The 16,102-nt window shown below is 67.5% G+C and carries 17 protein-coding genes; 8 read left to right on the top strand and 9 right to left on the bottom strand.

Annotated features, from left to right (window positions below; genetic code table 11):
* The first annotated feature begins 47 nt into the window (after nt 1-47).
* The 4 genes from G6R31_RS08150 to G6R31_RS08135 all read left to right on the top strand — a co-directional run bounded on the left by G6R31_RS08150 (nt 48) and on the right by G6R31_RS08135 (nt 3,033).
* Nucleotides 48-953, top strand: coding sequence for a P1 family peptidase (locus tag G6R31_RS08150; protein WP_017870530.1), 906 nt, complete (start codon nt 48-50; stop codon nt 951-953).
* Nucleotides 954-962: 9 nt separating this feature from the next.
* A complete protein-coding gene (locus G6R31_RS08145) occupies nt 963-1,430 on the top strand; it encodes an NUDIX hydrolase (RefSeq protein WP_017870531.1) in 468 nt (155 codons plus the stop codon).
* Between the two features lie 101 nt (nt 1,431-1,531).
* On the top strand, nt 1,532-2,299 hold the full coding sequence (locus G6R31_RS08140) for a uroporphyrinogen-III synthase (protein ID WP_017870532.1): 768 nt from the start codon (nt 1,532-1,534) through the stop codon (nt 2,297-2,299).
* A gap of 32 nt (nt 2,300-2,331) precedes the next feature.
* Nucleotides 2,332-3,033 (top strand): S4 domain-containing protein, encoded by a 702-nt coding sequence (locus G6R31_RS08135; RefSeq protein ID WP_017870533.1) that lies wholly within the window; start codon nt 2,332-2,334, stop codon nt 3,031-3,033.
* An 86-nt stretch (nt 3,034-3,119) separates the two neighbouring features.
* On the opposite strand, the gene G6R31_RS08130 is transcribed toward G6R31_RS08135, so the two are convergent.
* A complete protein-coding gene (locus G6R31_RS08130) occupies nt 3,120-4,265 on the bottom strand; it encodes a branched-chain amino acid ABC transporter substrate-binding protein (protein WP_017870534.1) in 1,146 nt (381 codons plus the stop codon).
* Between the two features lie 137 nt (nt 4,266-4,402).
* Between G6R31_RS08130 and cysK the strand changes: the two genes are divergently transcribed.
* From cysK to G6R31_RS08115, 3 genes are all read left to right on the top strand, one after another.
* Entirely contained in the window at nt 4,403-5,353 is a 951-nt protein-coding gene (gene cysK / locus G6R31_RS08125) for a cysteine synthase A (protein ID WP_017870535.1), read from the top strand.
* Between the two features lie 57 nt (nt 5,354-5,410).
* Entirely contained in the window at nt 5,411-7,105 is a 1,695-nt protein-coding gene (locus G6R31_RS08120) for a glycerol-3-phosphate acyltransferase (protein ID WP_017870536.1), read from the top strand.
* Between the two features lie 228 nt (nt 7,106-7,333).
* Entirely contained in the window at nt 7,334-8,206 is an 873-nt protein-coding gene (locus tag G6R31_RS08115; protein ID WP_017870537.1) for an alpha/beta fold hydrolase, read from the top strand.
* 124 nt (nt 8,207-8,330) lie between these two features.
* Here the strand turns inward: G6R31_RS08115 and G6R31_RS08110 are convergent, their stop codons facing one another.
* The 7 genes from G6R31_RS08110 to G6R31_RS08080 all read right to left on the bottom strand — a co-directional run bounded on the left by G6R31_RS08110 (nt 8,331) and on the right by G6R31_RS08080 (nt 14,420).
* On the bottom strand, nt 8,331-9,725 hold the full coding sequence (locus G6R31_RS08110; protein WP_017870538.1) for an MATE family efflux transporter: 1,395 nt from the start codon (nt 9,723-9,725) through the stop codon (nt 8,331-8,333).
* 26 nt (nt 9,726-9,751) lie between these two features.
* Complete coding sequence (locus G6R31_RS08105) at nt 9,752-10,324, bottom strand: dihydrofolate reductase family protein (RefSeq protein WP_017870539.1); 573 nt, start codon at nt 10,322-10,324, stop codon at nt 9,752-9,754.
* Between the two features lie 224 nt (nt 10,325-10,548).
* Nucleotides 10,549-11,826: an aspartate aminotransferase family protein gene (locus tag G6R31_RS08100; RefSeq protein ID WP_017870540.1), complete on the bottom strand. Its 1,278-nt coding sequence runs from the start codon at nt 11,824-11,826 to the stop codon at nt 10,549-10,551.
* 229 nt (nt 11,827-12,055) lie between these two features.
* The gene (locus tag G6R31_RS08095; RefSeq protein WP_017870541.1) at nt 12,056-12,691 is read right to left on the bottom strand and encodes a hypothetical protein; all 636 of its coding nucleotides are present in this window, start codon (nt 12,689-12,691) and stop codon (nt 12,056-12,058) included.
* Between the two features lie 3 nt (nt 12,692-12,694).
* Nucleotides 12,695-13,255: a GNAT family N-acetyltransferase gene (locus tag G6R31_RS08090; protein WP_017870542.1), complete on the bottom strand. Its 561-nt coding sequence runs from the start codon at nt 13,253-13,255 to the stop codon at nt 12,695-12,697.
* Between the two features lie 74 nt (nt 13,256-13,329).
* Nucleotides 13,330-13,884 (bottom strand): GNAT family N-acetyltransferase, encoded by a 555-nt coding sequence (locus G6R31_RS08085; protein WP_017870543.1) that lies wholly within the window; start codon nt 13,882-13,884, stop codon nt 13,330-13,332.
* Nucleotides 13,881-14,420, bottom strand: coding sequence for a GNAT family N-acetyltransferase (locus tag G6R31_RS08080; RefSeq protein WP_017870544.1), 540 nt, complete (start codon nt 14,418-14,420; stop codon nt 13,881-13,883). The genes G6R31_RS08085 and G6R31_RS08080 overlap by 4 nt, the downstream gene beginning before the upstream one ends.
* Nucleotides 14,421-14,529: 109 nt before the next feature.
* On the opposite strand from G6R31_RS08080, the gene G6R31_RS08075 reads away from it, so the two are divergent.
* Nucleotides 14,530-15,642 carry a Gfo/Idh/MocA family protein gene (locus G6R31_RS08075; protein WP_017870545.1) on the top strand — a complete coding sequence of 371 codons (1,113 nt, stop codon included), beginning with the start codon at nt 14,530-14,532 and terminating at the stop codon, nt 15,640-15,642.
* 254 nt (nt 15,643-15,896) lie between these two features.
* Here the strand turns inward: G6R31_RS08075 and G6R31_RS08070 are convergent, their stop codons facing one another.
* On the bottom strand, nt 15,897-16,079 hold the full coding sequence (locus G6R31_RS08070) for a hypothetical protein (RefSeq protein WP_017870546.1): 183 nt from the start codon (nt 16,077-16,079) through the stop codon (nt 15,897-15,899).
* Nucleotides 16,080-16,102 lie beyond the last annotated feature (23 nt).

Here is a 16,102-nt window from a genome sequence, read left to right as displayed (position 1 = left end):
CCGGGCGCAGGCCTCTGTTCATTGCTCCGGGCGGCACAATAGGCGCCATGCCTGAGCCTGAAAACACGACCCTGACCGCGCTTCCCGGCTTTCAGGTCGGCCACTGGACCGACCCCATCGCCCGCACCGGCTGCACGGTCATCCTCTGCCCGCCGGAGGGGGCGGTGGCGTCGGCGTCGTTCATCGGGCCGAGTCCCGGCACCCGCGAAGGCGTGCTGCTCAGTCCCGAGAAGAAGGTCGAGCGCGTCCACGCCCTGCTGCTCACGGGCGGCAGCGCCTTCGGTCTTGCGGCGGCGACCGGGGTGGTCCGGGTGCTGGAGGAGCGCGGCATCGGCCACGAGACGCCCTGGGCGCGGGTGCCCATCGTCCCGGCGGCCGTGATTTACGACCTCGGGGTGGGCGACCCGGGGGTGCGGCCCGGCGAGCGTGAAGGCGAACTCGCGGCGCGGGCGGCGTCCTCTGCTCCGGTGACGCGGGGTCTGGTCGGCGCAGGCACCGGGGCCACGGCGGGCAAATACCTCGGCGGTGGGGTGCCGGGCGGGCTGGGCAGCGTGTGTCTGGAGCGCCACGGTGTACGGGTCGCAGCCCTGGCCGTGGTCAACCCGGTGGGTGACGTGCTGGACGAGCAGGGCGGCGCGCTGGCAGGTCCGGGCACGGGGCCGGGCGCCGCCGCCTTTGCGCCCGGCGACGTGGAAAACACGACGCTCGTCGCCGTCGCCACCGAACATGCCCTGACGAAAGCCGAGTGCCGCCGCCTGGCCGACGCCGCGCAGACCGCGCTCGCCCGCGTGATTCACCCCAGCCACACCGCCTGGGACGGGGACAGTGCGTTCGTGCTGAGCAGCGCCGCCTTGCCCCCCGCCGACCCGCTGCTGCTCGGGGCGCTGGTGCAGGAAGCGGTCTGTGCGGCGGTGCGGGACGCGGTGCGCTCGGCCCATCAAAACTTTGAGTAAGATACTCACATGAGTACAACCGAATATGTCCATGACCTGCGGGCGCTGGTGGGACACGCCCCCGTCAACTTGGCCGGTGCCTGTGCCCTGGTGCTGAACTCGGCAGACGAGGTGCTGCTGCAACGCCGCCGCGACACGGGCGGCTGGGGAACACCCGGCGGGATTGCCGAACTGGGGGAGGCGCTGGAAGACACGTTGCGGCGCGAACTGCACGAGGAAACGGGCCTGCGGCCTCTGGAAGTTCGGTTGCTGACGGTGGTCAGCGGCAAAGAAACCCACGTGCTGCTTCCCGGCGGCGACGAGTTTTATCAGGTCACAGCGGTCTATGTGGTCCCGGCCTGGGAAGGCGAGCTTGCGCCGGACGGGTCAGAGGGCACGGAACTCCGCTTTTTTCCGTTGGACGCCTTGCCCGCCGGTCTGGGTCCGGTGGACCGCCGCGCCCTGGACCTGCTGCGGGTGTGCTGGGGCGTGGAATAGCTCATACGGATTCCGATTGAATCTGGTAGTTTCAGATTCAATCGGAATCCGTATCAGTGGACATGGCCTGCACTGTAGAGCGGCGCTAGTCTGAGCGGCGCATGGCTGCTGAAGTTCTCCCCCTGCAAGGTCACACCGTCGCCGTCACCCGCCCGGACAACGGGGAAGACGGCGGCGGGCGGCTGGGCGAACTGCTGCGCTTGCAGGGGGCCGAGGTGCTGAGCGTGCCGCTGATTCGGTTCGTGCCTGCTCCGGACCCCCAGGCCCTGCGGGAAGGTTTGAGCGACCTGCGCGGGGTGGCCTGGGTTCTGATCACGAGTCCGCAGGGGGCGGCGGCGCTGTCGGGGACGCTGGAAAGCCTCGGCCCGCTGCCCCTCTCGGGCATGCGACTGGCCGCAGTGGGGGAGGCCACCGCCCGCGAACTTCGCGCCGCCGGGCTGGACGTGGCGTTTGTGCCCAGCACCGCCACCGCCCTGGCCCTGGGCCGCGAGTTGCCTGCCCGTCCCGGTCAGGTCGCCCTGCATCTGACCTCGCAACTCTCCGAAAACACCCTGCGCGGCGAGCTGCAAGCGCGGGGCATAGCGTACCGCCGTCTGGAGCTGTACCGCACTGAACCCGCCGTCCTGAACGCAGCGCAGCGGCGCTCCCTCGCGGGCGTCTGCGCCGTCACCCTCGCCTCGGGCAGCGCGGCGCGGGAGCTGGCGGCGCTGGCGGGGCCGGACCTCGACCCCCGGCGCCTGCGGGTCGCGGCCATCGGCGAGCAGACGGCGGCGGCGGCGCGGGCGCTGGGGTTTTTCTCCGTGACCGTCGCGCCGCACCCTTCGCTGGAGGGGCTGGTCGCGGCGGCCATTAAGGCTGTGCGTTCCTGACGCCCCGCCTGCCTGCGGGTATCCTCGCGGTCATGAAACAGAAACTTTCCACCCTCATCGCCCAGGCGGGCGGCGGGCGCGTCGTGCGGACCCCTTTCGTGGACGGCGACGAGATTGACCGCCGTCTGCTCAACGAAGAGGGCGTGCGCCACAAAATCGCGGGCGGCTTTCCCGATGCCCGGCGCGTGGTGCTGACCCTCTACCCGGCCCACATTCCCGACGTGGACGCGGGCGTACAGGTGCTGCGCGTGACCCCGGCCCCCGGCGGCGTGCCCTGGGACGAGCAGGACTTCGCCGTGCAGCTCAAGCGGCTGGCGCTGAGCGAAGACCAGCTCGGCGACGTGCGCGAGGAACGCGGCGGGGCCTTTCTGGTCGCCGCCACCGGCAAGGCGGCGCAGGCGATTGCCGACCTGACCGAACTCGGCGGGCGCGAGGTCGAGGTCGAGGAGGTCGGTGAAAGCGCGGGCAAGGGCAGCAAAGTGCGCGAGGTGGTGGTGCCCTCTATGCGCGTGGACGTGGTGGGCGCCAAGGGCTTCGGGGTCAGCCGCGCCTACTTTCAGCAGGGCATAGACGGCGGCAAGGTCCGGCTCAACGGCCAGCCCGCCCGCGCCAGCAGCGAAATCCGCGAGGGCGACAGCCTCAGCGCCGAGGGCCTGGGCCGCATCGACTTCAAGCGGGTGGTTAACGAAACGCGGCGTGGGAACTTCAAGGTGGAACTCGACGTGCATAAGTAGGAGAGGTCCAGGAGTCGAGTCGTCGAGAAACCGTGAGAGAGGCCCCCAGGCATCATGTCCTGGGGGCCTTCGCTGCTGATTGCCGCTTACTTGCGCGTGATGTTCAGCGTGGCCGCCGTGCTGCGCTTGCCGCTCTTGATGGCCTCGACGTAAATCTTGGCCGAGGTGCGGTCGCCGCTCGCGTTGAACTTGATGTCCCCGGTCAGGCCCTTGAAGGTGCCGCCGCGCACGGCCTTCTCGACCTGGGCACGGGTGGGCACTTTGTTGCCGCCCTGCTTGGCGGCGTTCAGGATGCCGGTCAGCACCACCTTGGCCGAGTCGTAGGCCATGATGCCCGTGCCCTGAATGGGCGCCCCGAAGGTCTTCTGGTACTGGTCGGCCACCTTCTTGGCGGCGGGCACCACGCTCAGCGAGGGGGCGAGGCTGGTGAAATACACGTTGCTGACATTTTGCCCTGCGAGCTTGATGAAGTCGGGGCTGTCCAGGCCGTCGCCGCTGACGATGGGCGTCTGAATGCCCTTGGCGCGGAGCTGCTGGGTAAACGGCCCGATTTGGCCGTACAGCCCGGCGAAGTAGATGGCGTCGGGCTTGAGCGCCTGAACCTTGGTGATGACCGCCGTGAAGTCCCGGTCCTCGGCAGTCACGCCTTCGCTCTGGACCACGCGCACCCCTTTCGCCTTCATCGCTTTTTCGGCTTCGGCGGCCATGCCCTGACCGTAGGGGGTCTTGTCGTTGATGACGTAGACCGATTTGGCCTTCAGCGTCCCGGCCACGAAGTTGCCGCCCGCCGCGCCCTGGGCGTCGTCACGGGCGCACACGCGGTTGACGTTTTTCAGGCCCCGGTCGGTGACTTTCTCGCTGGTGGCGACGGGGGCCACGGCGACGAGGTGGCTGGGCGCCATCGCCTGGGTCGCGGGAATCGCCACGCCGCTGGTCAGCGGGCCGACCATGCCCAGCACCGACTTGTCGGCCAGGGCACGCCGCGCCGCCGAGGTGCCGGTGGCGGGGTCGGCCTGGTCGTCGTAGGCCACCAGCGAGAGGGTCATGCCGAGTTTGGCGAACTGCGGCTTCATCTCGTTCACGGCGAGCTGGGCACCGTTTTTCATCTGTACGCCGAGGTTGCTCACGGCGCCCGACAGCGGGCTGATGGTGGCGATCTTGACGGTGGTGGCGGCCTGCGCCTGAGACAGCAGCAGGGCGCTGAGAACGGTAAAAACAGCGGCTTTGGTCATGGACTTCCTCCAGAGGGAACGTTTGAAAAGGGCGTGTGTGCAAGGTACCGCACCCCGAGGCGCGCAAAGGTGGGCCGGGGCAGACAAAGCGGCGCAGGCTGCGGCCCTCCCCCGGGCGGCGGGGCTACACTCCCCGCATGATCGAGTCGCTTATCGGGCACACGCCCCTGATTCAGCTCCAGCGGGTGGTCACGCCCGACATGGCCGAGGTGTTCGTCAAGCTCGAAGGCCAGAACCCCGGCGGCAGCATCAAGGACCGCACCGCGCTGGGCCTGGTCGAGGACGCCGAGCGCCGGGGGGTGCTCAGGCCGGGCGGCACCATCGTCGAGCCGACCAGCGGCAACACCGGCATCGGGCTGGCGCAGGTGGCAGCGGCCAAGGGCTACAAGCTGATTCTGTGCATGCCCGCCCAGATGAGCGAGGAGCGCAAGCGCACGTTGCGGGCCTACGGCGCGGAACTGGTCCTGACCGACCCCGAGCGCCGGATGCTCGCCGCCATCGAGGAAGCCGAGAAAATCGCGGCGGAGACGGGCGCCGTGATGATGAACCAGTTCGCCAACCCCGCCAACCCCGCCGTCCACGAGGCCACCACCGGCCCTGAACTGTGGGAACAGATGGAAGGCCGCATCGACGCCTTCGTGTACGGCTCGGGCACGGGAGGCACCATCAGCGGCACGGGGCGCTTTCTCAAGCGGCAGAACCCCGATATTCAGGTCATCGCCTGCGAACCGGCCCGCTCCAACGTGCTCTCGGGCGGCGAGCGCGGCAACCACGGCTTTCAGGGCATGGGACCGGGCTTTATCCCCGACAACCTCGACCGCAGCGTTCTCGACGACGTGATTCAGGTCTGGGAAGAGGACGCTTACCCCCTGGCGCGGCGCATGGCGCAGGAAGAAGGCGTGTTTATCGGCATGAGCAGCGGCGCGATGGTCTGGGCCGCGCTGGAAGTCGCTCGCCGGCTCGGGCCGGGCAAACGGGTCGCCACCATCGCCTGCGACACCGGGGCACGCTACCTCACCACGGCGCTGTTTTCCGGTGAGGGCGACACCCCGGCGGGCTACAGGCCGTACTCGCGCGAACAGGTGTGAGGCTCCGGGCGGCTGGCGCTCCTTTTTCCGTTTCCCGCAGCCCTTATACTCGCCCCCATGCTGTTTCTTTCCGCCTTGCTGCTGGTCGTCGCCTTCGTGGTGGGCAGCTTGCCCCTGGGCCACTGGCTGCTGCGCCGCGCTGGGGTCAGCACGCGCCTCAACAGTGCCCACAACCTCGGGGTCGAGAACGTCCTGCGGCGCGTCGGCCCCCGTCTGGCCTTCGGGAGCGCGGGCCTGGATTTCCTCAAGGGCCTGCTGGCGGTCGTCATGGCGTCGAGCCTCGGCCCCGGTCACGGCGGCGTGATGGTGCTCGCGGGGCTGGCGGCGTACCTCGGGCACCTCAACCCGCCCCGGTTTCTGTACGGCCCCACCCCCCCGCGTGGGCGCGGCAACCTCGTGCTGCTGGGCGTGCTGGCCGGGTACGCGGTGACGGGAGCGCTCCCGCTGTGGCTGACCCTGGTGCCGCTGGTCGTGTACGCGGCGGTGGCGGGGTACTGGGGCTTGATCAGCGCGGCGACGCTCTCGGCGCTGGCGGCCCTGGCCGGGGTGGGGGCGCTGCTGCCGCTGAGCACCGGAAGCAAGGTCGGCCTGCTGGGGCTGGGGCTGGCCGCCGCGTGGCGTTTCAAGGAAAACGTGGGCCGCATTCTGGACGGCACCGAGGCGCGGCTGGGCGAGGAAGTGCCGGTGGCGGGCAAGCGCGACGACGTGGTGGTCGCCGCGTTCATGATTCACCCGATGAACCTGCACGACTTCTGGTCGGCGCAGCGCTTCGCGTGGCTCCGGCCCCTGGTGCAAAAGGGCCTCGTCAGCGAAAAACTGGTGCGTCAGATGGCCGACGAGATGCGCCCGATGAAGGTGGGCGAGTTGCGCGGCATCCGCACTGCTCCCGACGCCAACGGGCAGAGCAAGGAAATCCGCTGCTACCTGCTCTCGGCCCCGCTGCTGCCTGACCGCTTCCGCGACAATCCCGAACTGGCGACCCGGCGGGCCATCGAAGGCGCACGACTGGCGCACGAGCTGGGCGCGGAAGTCTTCGGCCTCGGGGCGTTCTGGAGCGTGGTCGGCAACAAGGGCGTGGACGTGCAGGCCGCCGTGCCCGAAATCACCGTCACCAACGGGGGCGCGTACACCTCCGGCACTGTCAAGGCCGCCATTCCCGGCATCCTGAAGCACTTTGCCGAAACGGGGCGCGACCTGAAAGCGGCCACGGCGGGCATCGTGGGGGCCAACGGCGTGGTCGCCTTCGGGATCGCCCGCACCATCGCGCCGCAGGTGGGCAAAATCGTCATGATCGGGCGCGACCTGGAGCGGCTGGAGCGCAGCGCGAACACCCTGCGCCGCGCCAACCCCGGCACCGAAATCGTGACCACCCTCAGCTACGACAGTCTCAAGGAAGCCGACCTGATTTTCAGCGCCACCAGCGACCCCAACCCGGTGATTTTCCCGCAGCATGTCAAGCCCGGCGTCTGGATTTTCGACGAAGGCCGCCCCGCCGACGTGGACCAGACGGTGGGCGCCGTGCCCGGCGTGCGCGTCATCCCCGGCGGGCTGGTCGTGCCGCCCGGCTCCATGACCACCAACATCGACCTGCAATTCGGCGTCGGCAACGTGCCCGCCTGCCTCGCGGAAACCCTGATTATCGCGGCCACCGGCGAACACGGGCGCAAGAGCCTGGGGCCGCAGACGCTCACCGAGAACATCAATTTCTTCGTGGAAGAAGCGGAGAAGCTGGGCTTCCGCGTGGTGGACTGAGATGGCTTTGAAAAAGCGGAGTGAGTCAAAGAAACTACAGTTCTGGACGGCGCGAACCAGAGTTCAGAACCGTATCAAACCCTTCAGTTAAACAGATGACTGCGATTCAGATACCGAACAGGGCTTGGGTGAACCCGGGGCGTTTCCCTATCAAAAATTGAGCTGGGCCTTCGCCGCCGCCGGGTGCTTCTAGACTGGCCTCCAGATTCAATTTCTGGAGGTTTTCCCATGAAAAAAACACTTTTGACCCTGACCGCCCTGCTTGCCACGTCCGCCTTCGCGGGTGCCGCTCCGATGCCCATGATGTCGCAGGGGACCGTGACCGTGAACGGTGCCCAGGTGTTCTACAAATCCCAGGGAAGCGGCCAACCGCTGCTTCTGATTCACGGCTATCCTCTCAGCGGTGAACTGTTCAAGAACAACCGCATGCTGACCGGGTACCGCGTTATCACCGTGGACCTCCCCGGCTTCGGTCAGAGCAAACTCGCGCCCGGCCAGACCGTGAGCATCGAGAACTACGCGCAGACCATGCTGGGCTTTATGGACGCCATGAAGCTGGACAAGGCTGTCGTGGGCGGCATGAGCATGGGCGGCATGACCCTGTTTCAGATGTACCGTTCGGCTCCCGAGCGCTTCAAGGGTCTGATTCTGATCGATACCACCGCCGAGCCTGCGGGTGTCGCCGAGGCCGCCATGTGGCGCGGCACCGCGCAGCAAGCGCAGGAAAAGGGAGTCGCCAGCCTGGTCAACCTGCTGATGCCCCGAATGCTGACTGGCGAGAGCCGCATGAAGATGCCCAACCAGGTCATGCACCTAGGCAGCCTGATCAAGCAGGCCAGCCTCCCCGGTGCCGTGGGCGCCGCCAACGCCCTGGCCGCCCGTCCCGATGCTAATCCGGTGCTGCCGACCATCAAGGTACCGACCCTGATCGTCGCGGGCCTGGAAGACAACGTGACGCCCACCGAACTGCAAGTGAAGATGAAAGGGGCCATTGCGGGCAGCAAGCTGGTGATGATTCCCGGCGCCGGACACGCGGCCACTTTCGAGAAAGCCAGCGCGATGAACGCGGCGGTGGCGAACTGGCTGCGCACCGTGCGCTGAGCGGAGGACACAGGGAAGGGCCGGGGGCGATGCTCCGGCCCTTTTCGCTTTTTCAAAGTGGGATGAGTCAGACGGAAAACGGGGGCCGGAGATGGATTCTCTGCCCTCCGCCGTGTTCTGTCGGTCAATGCCCGGCCACCGCCTCTTTCCCCCGCTGCTCCTGCGCCAGCCGCTCCCAGTTCACCTTGCGGCGTCGCCACTCGAAAATCAGGACTTTGACGATTTCTTCGAGGCTGCGGGCAAGAAACACGCCCCAGACGCCCAGCGGGGTGTACAGCCCCAGCCCGATGGCGAGCGGCAACCCCACCACGAACGCGCCCACCACGTCGCCCAGAATCACGCCTTTGCCGTCGCCCACGCCGGGCAGCACGCCGCCGCCGACAATCATGTTGCGGACCTTGAACACCTGCGTGGCGGCGTTGATCAGGATGCCGACCAGCGCAATCTGGTGGACCTCCGCTCCCACTTTTGGAAACATCAGCGGCACCACGAGGCTGCTCAGGGCGAACAGCAGCCCGAAGCCCAGGCCCGTGAGCAGCCCGGTGCGCGAGATGCGGGCCAGCCAGCTTTGCGCCCCCTGCGCGTCCCCCGCGCCGAGGCTGCGGCCGATCAGGACAGTCGCCGCGCTCATCAGGCCGAACGACGCCACCACGAACATGCCTTCGAGCGTGCCCACGATGCCCGCCGCCGCCAGCGCCAGGGTGCCGACCCGCGCAAAGACGGCGTTGTACAGAAAGCCGCCCAGACTCCACGCGAACTCGGTAAAGGCCAGCGGCGCACTGATGCTCAGCAACGGAGCGGTGATTTTCCCCCACTCCTTTTGCGGCGGCAGCGTAAAGGCAGCGAGGCGGCGCGGCCCGTAAATCTGAAAGGCCAGGAAAGTGGCCTTGAACACGTTGGCCGCAAAGACCGCCCAGGCCGCGCCCACCAGTCCCAGCTCAGGCAGAGGCCCCAGCCCGAACACCAGCGAGTAGGCCAGGGCGATTTCGAGCGTCACCGTCAGCAGGGTGGCGACCAGCGGGGTGCGGGCGCGGCCCAGCGAGCGCAGCGCCCCCGTAAAGACCCAGCCCAGCATGCCCGGCACCAGGGCCAGCATCATGACGCGCAGGTAGGGAATGGCCGCCGCCGTCACCTCGGCGTCACCGCCCGCCAGCCGCAAAATCGCGGCGCTGCCCAGCATGGTCGGCACGGTCATCAGCGCCCCGAGCAGCGTGCTGATGACCAGCGCCACGCTCAGCGCGTGGTTGACCCCGGCGGTGTCCGCCGCCCCGAAGCGCCGCGCAATCAGGATGCTGGTGCCGGAGCCGAGCGCGCCCAGCGTCACGAAAAACAGGAAACCGAGGCTGCCCGCCAGCCCCACCGCCGCCACCGCCACCGCGCCGAGGGTGCCGACCACCACCTGATTGATGAAGGTCAGCAGGAGTTGAATGACCATTTCCAGGCTGACGGGTACGGCCAGTTCGGCAATTTCGCGCCCCGGCGACTTGAACGTTTCAGTTTGGGGGGCAGCGGTCGTCATACGCGGCTTACCTTACAGGCCCGGTGTCATTGCAGCGATAGGCCATCTGGACGGGGAACGGCGGGGCCGCAGCCATACACGCTCTGCACCGCCCCGCTTTTCCCGAAACTGCGCGTGTGCAGATGCCGCAGCCGCACGTCTTTCGCCAGCGGCCCGAACAGGGGCAGCCCTTGTCCCAGCAACACCGGCAGACGGGTGATGGTCAGTTCGTCAATCCATCCGGCCCGCAGACACGACTGGATGACCTGCCCCCCGTCTACGTAAACGCCTTTCGATTCGCTCAGGCGGGGCCAGAGGTCGTCCAGTTCGCCCGCGTAGAGGCTGACTCTGCCGCGCAGGTGGGCGGGCAGGTCGGCGTCCCGCAGCGTCCGGCTCAGCACCGTGACGGGAATGCGGTAGGGCCACTCCGGAAAGGCCGCGACCTTCTCGAAGGTGCCCCGGCCCATCAGCAGGTGGTCCACCCGTTCCATAAACGCGTCGTAGCCGAAGTCCTCGCCCGAGCTGTCGGCGGCGCTCAGCCAGTCCAGGCCGCCGTCCGGGCGAGCGATGAAGCCGTCGAGCGAGCAGGCGATAAAGACGAGCAGGGGCGGGCGCGGCATGGCGGCAGGATAAGCCACCACCTCTGATACGGATTCCGATTGAATCCAGCAGATTTCTGGATTCAATCCGACTGAAAGGAGTAGGAAAAAATACGGATTCTGCGATATGGATGCACAGGCGGCGCTTTCCCGACTGTGCAGGAATTAAGCGGAATCCGTATGAAATGAAGTAAAAGAGATGGCCGAAACGCGCCGCCATCTCCGAAGAAGAATTCCGCCCCTGACTACTCGGTCTGAATGCTCTCGCCCTGGCTGACCTGGGCCTGCCCCATGTCGTCCTGCGCGGCGGCGAGTTCGGCCTGTCGCTCGGCGCGGGGATTGACGTTGTCCAGCACGCGCCCGAAGGCGGCCACCACCGCGTCGATCTGCTCCCGGCTGATGACGGCGGGCGGCAGGAAGCGCACCACCAGCGGAGTGGCGGCGAGGCACAGCACCCCCTCGTCGTGTTCCATCGCGTGGATGTAGGGTGCACTCTTTTCCTTGAGTTCGACGCCGATCATCAGGCCCAGGCCGCGCACCTCGCGGATTTTGGGGGACTGGAGGGCGCGGAGCTTTTCCATCATGTATTCGCCCTTCTCGCGGGCCTGCTCGGACAGCCCTTCACGCTTCATGGCGCGGAGGGCAGCGGTTCCGGCGGCCATGCTCAGCGGGTTGCCCCCGAAGGTCGTGCCGTGGCCGCCCGCAGGCATCCGGTCGGCCACCTCGCCCGTCATGGCAAAGGCGCCGATGGGCACGCCGCCCGCCATCGCTTTGGCCAGGGTCATGCCGTCGGGAATTACGCCGAAATGCTCGCAGGCGAACATCTTCCCGGTGCGGCAAAAGCCGGTCTGGATTTCGTCCAGAATCAGCAGGGCGCCCTTTTCCTTCGTGATGCGGCGGGCTTCCTGCATGAATTCGGGGCTGGCGGGCCGCACGCCGCCCTCGCCCTGCACGGGTTCGAGAATGACGGCGGCCACGTCCTCGGTCACGGCGGCCCGCAGCGCGTCCACGTCGCCGTAGGTGATGTGGGTGACGTTCTTGTTGTCCACCGCGTCTCCGAACGGCTCGCGGTACTTCGGCTCCCAGGTCAGGGCGAGTGCGCCGAGGGTGCGCCCGGAAAAGCCGCGCTTCATCGCCACGAACCGGGAGCGGCCCGTCCCGGTGATGGCGAATTTCTTGGCGGCTTCCATCGCCTCGGTGCCGGAGTTGCACAGAAACACGCGGTCCAGGCCCTGCGGCAGCACACCGACCAGTTCCTGCAGGAACTCGGCCCGTTTGTCGTTGGGCACGGTCTGGGGCATCGCCATCAGCTTGGCGGCCTGCTCCTGCACCGCCTTGACGACATCGGGGTGGCTGTGGCCGATGGTGGCGACCCCGTAGCCCGCCACGCAGTCGATGTAGGAGCGCCCGTTTTCGTCCCACACCGTCGCACCCTGGCCGCGCACCATCACCACGTCGTGCTTGGTGTAGATGCCGCTGTCGTAGCGCTTCTCGGTGGCGAGCCATTTGCTGTCGTTGGTCATGCCCGTCAGTCTAGAGCAGTTCTCCGAATTACGTGATGCGCGGAACGGCACCGCGCATCACTCCATTCTCCGCCCTGCTCAGTGTTTTGCACTCGCTCTCTGCGAGCTGTCCCAGTCCGCTCGCCAAAAAGACGTTACGTCTTTTTGTCAAATGCTCTAGGCGCTCAGCCCACCTGCCCCGCCCCTTTGTTTGTGCAGAGGCGCCTTTTGCCATCCGCCCTCTATCCCTTCAGTCCCAGTCCCACTCGCGCCAGTCGCTGGGCCGCGCTTCCCCGCCCCCACCTTCCGCCCGCGCCGGAGCTTTGGCCGGGGCCTGTCCGGGGGCAGGAAACCAGTCGTAGGCGGCGGCGAGCGCGGTGTCGAGCCTTTCCATCAGCAGGGCGCGCAGCTGCGCCGATTCTTTCTCGGTGACTTTGCCCAGTTCCTTTTCGAGTTGGCGCTGCGTCCTCTCCAGTCCGGCGAGGTAAGGAGCGCGGGCCTTGTTCTTGGCCCCCTTACGCAGGGGTTCGGGGTGGATGGTGGGGGTATACCCCTCGGCGGCGGCCCGCAGCAGGGCGGCACGCTTGGCTTCACGCACCTCGCGGTTGCGGGCGGCGCGTTCGCGGGCGTCGGCGGCTTTCGCCTGCGCCGCCAGAAAAGCGTCGTCGCGCTCGGCCTCGTCCACCCGCGTTTCCAGGTACAGCTTGACCGGGGGCAGACGCCTGCGGCCCATTTTCAGGCCGTTTTCGCGGGTCAGGTCGTGCGGCCCCAGAAAGCGCTCGATCAGGCGCGGCGTCCAGCCCCGGTCCTTGAGATCCTGCGTGGCGAGGTGGCCCGGCGGGTTGACGGGCTTTTCGCGCCCCGCCTTTTCCTTTCTGGCGGCCACGGTCTAGGCCCCCGCCCACTCATGCCGCAGCCACTCACGACGCAGCAGGTCCAGCCGCACCGAGTCGTAACGCTCCCCGCCGACCACCCGCGCCTCGCGCACCCGCGAGCATTCCCGGAAGCCCAGGCGACGGGCCGCCCGAATCATGCGTTCGTTGCCGCTCCAGGTGGTCACGGTCAGGGTGTGCGCGTCGGTCCAGTCCAGCGTGTCCTGCACCCACAGCGCCAAGGCCCGCGTGCCCACGCCGCCGCCCCAGTACGCCGGGTCGTAGATGAGGATGCCCAGATCCCACCAGCCGCCGCCCGCCGGTTCTTCTTCCGAGCGGTTGACCATGCCGACCACCGCGCCGCCCACCTCGATCACGCGCTCGTCGGCGTCGGGGGGGGTGGCGGCGAGGTAACGGATATAGGCCTGCATGGTTTCGCTCGTCTGGCCGGGCGGCGTGTAGGGCGCGTCCCACTCGCGCCACTGCGCCGCCTCGTCGGTCAGCCAGCGCTCCAGGGTGGGCAGGTCGTCGGGGCGGCGGTCACGCAGAAGGACGGTGGGGGCAGAGGGGTCCGGCACGGCGGGGAGTATAGGCGCGGGGGGATGAAAAGGGATTGGGGCTTCGTTCGGTGGGGCGGCGGATAGGGCGGCGGTCAGGCTCGCCGTTCCATCCGGGCGTAGCTGTGACCTGCCAGTTCGCGCCGTCCGACCTCGGTGAGGCCGCTGCGTTCGTACAGCCGCCGCGCCGGGTTGCCGTCCTCGACCAGCAGGGTCAGCGGCAGGCCGAGCGACTGTGCCCTGGCAAAGCAGGCCCCGAGCAGCGCCGCGCCGATGCCCTGCCCCCGCACGGCCGGGAGGGTCGCCAGCGTGTCCAGATAGAACTCGCCCGCCTCGGCCTCGCTGACCACCTCGGGAGAAAGCCCGAGGCTGCGGCGGTGCTGCCGGAAGGGGTCGTCGAGCGCGTGCGCCAACTCGCCGGGGTAGACCAGCGCGAGGCCCACCCGCTGCCCCTGTGCTTCGGCCACCAGCACGTTCGTAAAGCTCAGGCGGTTGCCGCGCAACACGAAAAACTGCGCGATGACGTGCGCGGCGTCCGTGTCGTTGTCGGTGCCGGTCAGATGATGGCCGATGGCACCGATGGCTTCCTGAATCAGCGGCGCGGCAAACTCGGCGTCGAAGGTCTGGGCGGGGCGAAGGTGGACGGTCATGCCCCAGTTTCCCACTCGCGCCGCAGTGCACACAGTTTCACGCTGTCCCAGCGCTGCCCCTGCCACAGCCGCGCCTCCGGAATGCGGGCGCACTCGCGGTAGCCGACGCGCTGCGCCGAGCGCACCATGCGTTCGTTGCCGCTCCAGGTGGTCAGGGTGAGAACGTGGGCATCCGTTTCGGCAAAGGTCAGGGAAGTCCAGAGCCTCAGCGCCTGCCGCCCGAAGCCGCCGCCCCAGTGCCGGGGGTCGTAAATCACGATGCCGAGTTCCCACCACCCGCCCCCCGCCGGTTCCTCCTGCGAGCGGCTGACCATGCCGATGCATTCGCCGTCCAGCGCGATGATGCGCCTGTGTGGGCCAGGAGGGCGGGCCGTTTCCACGAACTCGCTCAGCGTCTTTTTCGCGCCGGACCTGGGAAAATAGGGGCCGTCCCACCGCTGCCATTCCGGGTGGCCCTCGCCGTGCAGCCAGCGCCACAGCACGGGCAGGTCTTCGGGGCGGCGTTCTCGCAGGGTCAGTCCAGGCATCGGGGCCATTGTCGCTGCTTTGCCGCCGCCGGACATCCGCCAGTTGACCTGCCGTCACCTCAAGGCCGTGTGAACCGCTTCCAACCCCCGCCGCACCGCTTTTCCTTACCGTGGGGCCATGCCCCTCAAACCGGAGATTCCCAAACCCGAATCCGAAGTCAAGCGCGTCGGCTACGCCATCGTCGGCCTCGGCAAGCTCAGCGCCGAAGAGCTGATTCCGGCGGCCCGCACCAGCGAACATGCTTATGTTGCCGCGTTGGTCACGAGCGAGGAGGACAAGGGCGAAGCGTTCGCCCGCGCCTTCGACCTCACCGAGAACGACGTGTACACCTACGACGAGTTCGAGAAACTGGCCGAGCGTGACGACGTGGAAGCCGTCTACATCGTGCTGCCCAACTCCATGCACCGCGAGTACGTGGAGCGCGCCGCGAAGATAGGCAAGCATGTGCTGTGCGAAAAGCCCCTGAGCTTGAATGCCGAGGACGCGCAGGCGATGGTGGACGCCTGCCGGGAAGCGGACGTGCTGCTGATGACCGCCTACCGCTGCCAGTACACCCCCGAACACTGGGCCGCCCGTGACGCCGTGCAGAGCGGCAAACTCGGCACCATCCGCGTGATCGACTCCATCCACGCCCATGTCGAGGACGACCCCGAGGCGTGGCGTCTGAAGATGGCGCTGGCGGGCGGCGGCCCCCTGCCCGACATCGGCCTGTACTCGCTGAATATCATCCGCTTCGTGCTGGGCGAGGAGCCGCAGTGGGTCTTTGCCGACCTGCACCAGCCCGAGGGCGACGAGCGCTTTGGGGAAGTCGAGGAGCGCGTGAGCTGGACGATGGGCTTTTCGGGCGGTGTGGTCGCCCACTGCCTGACCAGTTACGCCGCCCAGAGCACCTCCACCCTGCGCGTGCTGGGCGAAAAGGGCAGCGTGCTGATGGACCCGGCCTTCGACTACCAGGGCCTCAAACTGACCATCGAGGACAGCGAAGGCAAGTTCCAGCCCAGCTTTCCCGCCTACGACCAGTTCGGCAACGAGTTCGACCACTTCGCGCAGTGCATCCGTGAGGGCAAGACGCCCTGGACCCCCGGCGAGGAAGGCGTGGCCGACCACGTGGTCATGGACGCCATCTACGAAAGCGCCCGCACCGGCAAGCGCGTAGAGCTGAAGCCTGTGAAGAAGAAGGACGCCTCGCGCGGCGAGAAGAAGCCCGAGATGCCCGGCGAAGGGGCGTAATACGGATTCCGCTAAATTCCTGCACAGTCGGAACTACACCGCCTGTGCATCCATATCGCGAAATCCGTATCTTTTCCTACTCCTTTCAGTCGGATTGAATCCAGAAATCTGCTGGATTCAATCGGAATCCGTATAAATCGGGACAGAATTCATCTTCGTTCCTGGCCCTCTTCCTGCGTGGAAGGGGGCTTTTTGCGGACGGGTACATCAAAAAACCGCCCCGGCGCTAGGCCGAGGCGCGGTCCATGCTGCGGTTACTGCTGGCGCTCGTTGCCGCCGAGGTTGTCCTGAAGCTCGCTGAGCTTGTCGGCCTTCTGCTTGTCGCTCATGTCGCGGTCCATGCCGTTGGCGTCCACGTTGCCGGTGGCGCCCTGCATGCCTTCCTCGATCACTTCGTTCTGGTCGGTGTTGCCGATGTTCTCGTCTGCTTTGGTCATGCTCTCAGTGTGAACCGGGTCCA

It is taken from the genome of Deinococcus wulumuqiensis R12, assembly GCF_011067105.1.
In the GTDB taxonomy this organism is placed as follows: domain Bacteria; phylum Deinococcota; class Deinococci; order Deinococcales; family Deinococcaceae; genus Deinococcus; species Deinococcus wulumuqiensis.
The sequence above is the reverse complement of the archived record's forward strand: the minus strand, read 5'-3'. Positions and strand labels throughout refer to the sequence as shown.